Raw genomic sequence first — 5364 nt, 5'->3', positions numbered from 1 at the left:
CGATGTACAACACGCTGACACCACCGATGAATTAAGAGCATTATTAAGCAATGATGGCGGTGGCGTCATTTTTACAACCATAGAGAAATTTAGATTAAAAGACTTAGAAAACGGAAAAGAACGGGAACATCCTGTACTTTCAGAACGATACAATTTAATCATCATGGCCGATGAGGCACACCGCACGCAGTACGGTTTTAATGATGGTGGATTTGCACAAAACATTCGCAGAGCCTTACCCAATGCTTCGTTTATCGGTTTTACAGGAACTCCAGTAGATGGAAAAGACGCTGATACCGAGTTGGTTTTCGGAAAAACGATACATACCTACGACATCAAACAAGCCGTTGAAGACGGAGCGACAGTGCCCATTTTATACCAACCAAAAATGGTGCCGCTGAATATCAATGCTAAGTATGCTGCCGAATTAGATAAAGTCGATGACGAAGAAGACGAAGAAAACCCGACACATACCGTTTGGGCAGCGATAGAAGATGCCGCAGGTTCTGAAGATCGTGTAAAAACGGTAGCTGCAGATATTTTAGAACATTTTAAAACCCTCGCAATAGAAGGCGGAAAAGCCATGATTGTGTGCATGAGTCGCAGAAATTGCGTGAAAATGTACGATGCGATAACAGCTCTTGAAGGTTGCCCTGAAATAGCAGTGATTATGACCAGCAATATTGGTAAAGATCCCGTGGCATGGAACGAGCATGTACGCACGAAGGACAGTATGGAAGCGATCAAAAAGCGTTTTCGTACGCCCGAAGATCCGTTAAAAATGGTGATTGTGCGCGATATGTGGTTGACTGGTTTTGATGCTCCTTGTGCGCATACCATGTACGTAGACAAGATCATGAAAGGGCACAATTTAATGCAAGCAATTGCACGTGTCAACAGAGTTTTTGAGGACAAACCCAATGGATTGGTAGTGGACTTTATAGGAATCTCAGGCTTTTTAGCAGAAGCGACCAAAAAATATACCGGCAGCGGTGGCGAAGGAAAACCAACCATCGATATGGATGTGGCGGTTGCTTTGTGTTTAGAGCAATTTACAGCAGTACAAAAACTAATGCCTCCATTAGACATTGCTGCTTTCAACGCCATGAAGGAAAGCGAAAAGATGAAGTGGTCGAACAGCGTTGTAAATAAATTATTACAATCAGATGAAGTTACCGATGCTTTTTTATTGGAAGAAAGAAAGCTGACGGAATTGGTTGCTATGACCAACTCTGATAAACGCATTTGGGAAATTCAGGAAGAAGTCGGTATCATTCAGAAAATACGCGATGTCATCCGAAAGATTAAAACACCGCCTGGCCCACAACGCCAAAAGAACGACCGTATAAAAGATTTAATTAGTAAATCGATTGAATCGCAAAAGATAGTGGACTTGGCTGCCATGTACGATTTAGACAAAATAGACATTTCGATAATCGATGACCGCTTTCAGGCTATGGTTAAAGAAAAAGGTGGAGAGAATATCAAAGTCGAATTACTACGCCGCATCATTAACGATGAGCTTAAAGTACGTATGGTAAAAAACATTCGAAAAATGACCAGCCTAAAAGACGAACTCGAAAAAGTATTGAGTAAGTACCACAAGAACAGTCTCGATTCTATAGCGGCAATTAAACACCTGCTAGACATTGCCACCGAATTCAAAAATGATGATGTACGAACCAAGCAACTCGGTCTTACCGAAGATGAATTGGCTTTTTACGACTTACTATCGGCAAATGAAAAGATTCTGAACCAATCAGGCCCAATTCAAGACTTAGTACACAGAGTTGTCGCCTTGGTTAAGAAAAACCTCCAACTCGATTGGACCAAAAAAGAAGATGCCCGTTCTGCGATACGTTTAGCCGTTAAGAAGGAATTGAAAGGCAAAGTACCCTTCTCAGAACTGGATAGTTTATTAAAAGAAGTTTTAGAGCAAGCAGAGGGACAATATAAGGATTGGCCGATGATGGGGTGATATGCTCTTATATGAAATAGCACTTATTTATATTAAGGTGATAAGCCTAATTGAAAAAAATAAATTTAGTTTTTTCTAAAATTATAGAAATTGTCCCGTCCTGAAGTAACGTTACACAAAAAGTCTAGCACCTACATTGCACTGGAATACCAAAAACAATTAGAATGGTTATCTTCTATAGGAAACAAAAAAAACGCTCTTATTGCTAAGAACGTTTTAAAGTAGTATTTAGAATTGGAAATTATTATTGATCGATAGAACCTAAAACTCTTTTCATAAAAGTATTTAGTGCTTCTTTCTTGTCTGTCCCGTTTTTAACTAATTTATGCACTTCTAAAGCACCATACATGTTAGAGATCAGTTCGCCTATAACATCTAGTTCTTCATCCTTTAAAGAAGCTATTTCAGTCATAGATTCTAATACATCAATTGTTTCAATGATATAGTCTTGATCATTCTCTTCGATGAATTGTGTTAGGTGCTTAATAACGGGTAATTTCATTTTCTTTTTTTATTTAAGTTGTACGCTTGTAAAAGGTTACTTTTTTTTCATTTTTGGATAACTGTTCAATGGTAAGAATGGTATCAAATGAATTGCAGTAATGCCTTTAGACAAAAGGTTTAGACAATTTCGTTCACTAATTCAATTAGAACTTCTTGCTTATTTGTTTGCGTCTCGTTCACTAATTTTCCACCTACAAAAGTTGCAAAAGTAGGTAAGTTACTTACATTAGCTAGTTTTCTTGATTCTGGAGAATTTTCAGCATCTACAAGTACGAAAGTGATAGCTTCATTTTCAGTTGCTAACTTTTTAAATTTCGGTTTCATGATTCGGCAATTTCCACACCATGAAGCAGAATATTGAACAACAACCTTATTGTTTTCATTGATCAAATCAGCTAACGTATCTTCGGTTAAATCGATTAACATATGTTTTTATTTAGTTGCAAAAGTTTATTTATGGAGTCTAAAAGTCTAAAAGTTGCAAAGTCTCAAAGTTTTGAAATCTACTCAACTCAGCTAGTCAAGTGCTTTGCAACTTTGAGACTTTGTAACTCTAAATTTATTAGTTTAAGCTTAAGTATTCAGCAGTACTATTTCTGTCAGCGCTCATTGCTTCTTTACCAGCTTCCCAGTTTGCAGGACAAACTTCTCCTTTTTCTTGGATGTGGGTGTAAGCATCTACCATTAGCAAGTACTAGTTTACGTTACGACCTAATGGCATATCGTTTACACTTTCGTGGAATATTTTACCAGTTTCATCAATCAAATAAGTCGCTCTAAAAGTCACGTTAGATCCTTCAATGATTACTGAATCCGTTTCTTCACTGTACTCAGTTGAGTCAATGTCCAAAATCCCTAGAATGTTAGATAAGTTTCTGTTAGTATCAGCAAGGATTGGGTAGGTAACTCCTTCAATTCCTCCATTGTTTTTTGGTGTGTTCAACCAAGCAAAGTGTACTTCATTTGTATCACAAGAAGCACCAATTACAATTGTATTTCTTTTGTTAAATTCAGGTAAAGCAGCTTGAAAAGCGTGTAATTCAGTAGGGCAAACAAAAGTGAAATCTTTTGGATACCAAAATAAAAGTACTTTTTTGTTATTGTTTACTGCTTCTTCAAAAATATTGATTTTCAGTTTTTCACCCATTTCAGAAATGGCGTCTACTGCAATACATGGGAATTTCTTTCCTACTAATGACATAATTGTAATGATTTTTATTAATTTAATTTTTTGCAAAAGTAGTCTAAAACAACACCTTTGGTAAAGCATAAATCATTTAATCTACCTATTGGTTAATAGGTTTTTACTATAATCTACTAGTAGGTTTAGTAACTATTTGTGAAACACTATTTTAAAGTGCAAGTCTCTTTTTTAATCGCTTTTTATTTGTAAAAATTTATGCTAACTGGCAGGGATCCGGTATAGTTTTCATCCTTTAAAAGCATATTTGCTGCTGTGATTTGAAAAGAATCGAAATCTTGATAAGTCTGAATGATACCATCACAACTAACCAAACTTTTTATCACTGACAAAGCGTAGGGATTACCAAAGAGATGAAAAACACATTTTTTTGAAGGTAGCAGCTCCTCTAAAAAGTGAATTACTTCAGGTTCGATATCAAAATTATTTAGGGGTTTTGCTTTGGGAACAAAAAGTGCGATGATTAGGGTGTCATAGGAAGCCAATTCTTTGAGCAAAGCCTTGTGTTCTAATCCTTTTCCGTTTGCAATACTGTAATTAGACAAAGCAATGCTTTTATCTAAGGTCTCTATAAAAGCATTATTGGTGTCTTTATAGATGCTGATCGTCGCTAAAGTTCTTTTTTTGGATGCATCCAAAATCGTTTGATTGAGTGCTTCTCCTTTAACTTTCGTGATGCAATTTTGCGCAATTTCCAAGTTTAAATCATCTGCAGCTTTAAAATCTAAAGCGGTATCACTTTCTGGAGTGGAGTCAAACAAACCCGCTTTAGTTTTACATTTTATTATTCGGTTGTAGCTTTCTTCAATACGTTCTGGTCTCGCATTTTTTAAGATTGCAGCAATGCCTTCGGGTACATTTTCGGCAAAACACAAAATATCGTTCCCCACATCAAAAGCGGTCCATTCGAGTTGTCCCTTGATTGAATATAGTTTAGAAACGCTGTGCATGTTCAAGGCGTCAGAGATAACCAAACCTTCAAAATTTAATTGCTTTCGCAAAAGATCTTCAATTACAACCTTGGAGAGTGTAGCGGAGGTATTGGCTCCATCATGCATTTTAGGCACAGCGAGATGTCCGATCATAATGGAATCTACGTTGTTTTCGATTGCTTTGATAAAGGGATACAGTTCGTTCTCTAGTAATTGTGCTGCGTTTTCTTCTAAAATAGGTAATCCCAAGTGCGAATCAACATTGGTATTGCCATGACCAGGAAAATGCTTCAAGCAGCCAATTACGCCTGCATCCGTCAATCCTCGTAAATATTCGAGAGCGCAATCAGTTACATTTTGTTTGTTTTCTCCAAACGAACGATACCCAATGACGGGATTATTCGGATTATTATTAATGTCAGCAAGGGGAGCTAAATTGTAGTTTATCCCTGCTGCTCTTAAATCAGTTCCTATTTTTTTGCCTACCTGATAAACTAGGTTTTTCTTGTTTTGTGGTAGCGCACCAAGTGTAATGGCGTAGGGATACTGTGGTGTATTTTCTACGCGCATGGCTAAACCCCATTCGGCATCGATACTCATTAGTAAAGGTGTGGTCGCACACTTTTGATACCGCTCAACAAGTTCCTTTAAACGGGAGAAGCTATCAGAATTAAAAGTGATTTTTTTTTGACCTTCATAATTGGTTGCGGCACTAGCGCGACTATGAAAAAAGGTTAAACCCCCAATAT

General features: G+C 37.1%; 4 protein-coding genes and 1 pseudogene. 1 reads left to right on the top strand and 4 read right to left on the bottom strand.

What is annotated here, in order from left to right:
- Positions 1-1978 (top strand): HsdR family type I site-specific deoxyribonuclease (locus P8M54_RS15020; RefSeq protein WP_300288839.1); only part of this gene is annotated, 1978 nt, incomplete at its 5' end.
- A 244-nt stretch (positions 1979-2222) separates the two neighbouring features.
- Here P8M54_RS15020 and P8M54_RS15015 read toward each other — a convergent pair.
- From P8M54_RS15015 to P8M54_RS15000, 4 genes and pseudogenes are all read right to left on the bottom strand, one after another.
- Positions 2223-2480 (bottom strand): hypothetical protein, encoded by a 258-nt coding sequence (locus P8M54_RS15015; protein WP_187011096.1) that lies wholly within the window; start codon positions 2478-2480, stop codon positions 2223-2225.
- Positions 2481-2599: 119 nt separating this feature from the next.
- Positions 2600-2908, bottom strand: a complete 309-nt coding sequence (locus tag P8M54_RS15010; RefSeq protein WP_300288837.1) for a thioredoxin family protein — start codon at positions 2906-2908, stop codon at positions 2600-2602.
- 136 nt (positions 2909-3044) lie between these two features.
- Positions 3045-3683: pseudogene (locus tag P8M54_RS15005) on the bottom strand (peroxiredoxin).
- A 182-nt stretch (positions 3684-3865) separates the two neighbouring features.
- Positions 3866-5364: glycoside hydrolase family 3 N-terminal domain-containing protein (locus P8M54_RS15000; protein WP_300288836.1), on the bottom strand; the 1499-nt coding region annotated here is incomplete at its 5' end.

The organism is Flavobacterium sp., from assembly GCF_029242675.1.
Lineage (GTDB): Bacteria > Bacteroidota > Bacteroidia > Flavobacteriales > Flavobacteriaceae > Flavobacterium.
This window is presented reverse-complemented; position numbering and strand designations above follow the sequence as displayed.

Excerpts from the sequence above, each read along its gene's own strand:
- P8M54_RS15015 (WP_187011096.1), bottom strand. The coding sequence starts at position 2,480 with ATGAAATTACCCGTTATTAAGCACCTAACACAATTCATCGAAGAGAAT.
- P8M54_RS15010 (WP_300288837.1), bottom strand. The coding sequence starts at position 2,908 with ATGTTAATCGATTTAACCGAAGATACGTTAGCTGATTTGATCAATGAA.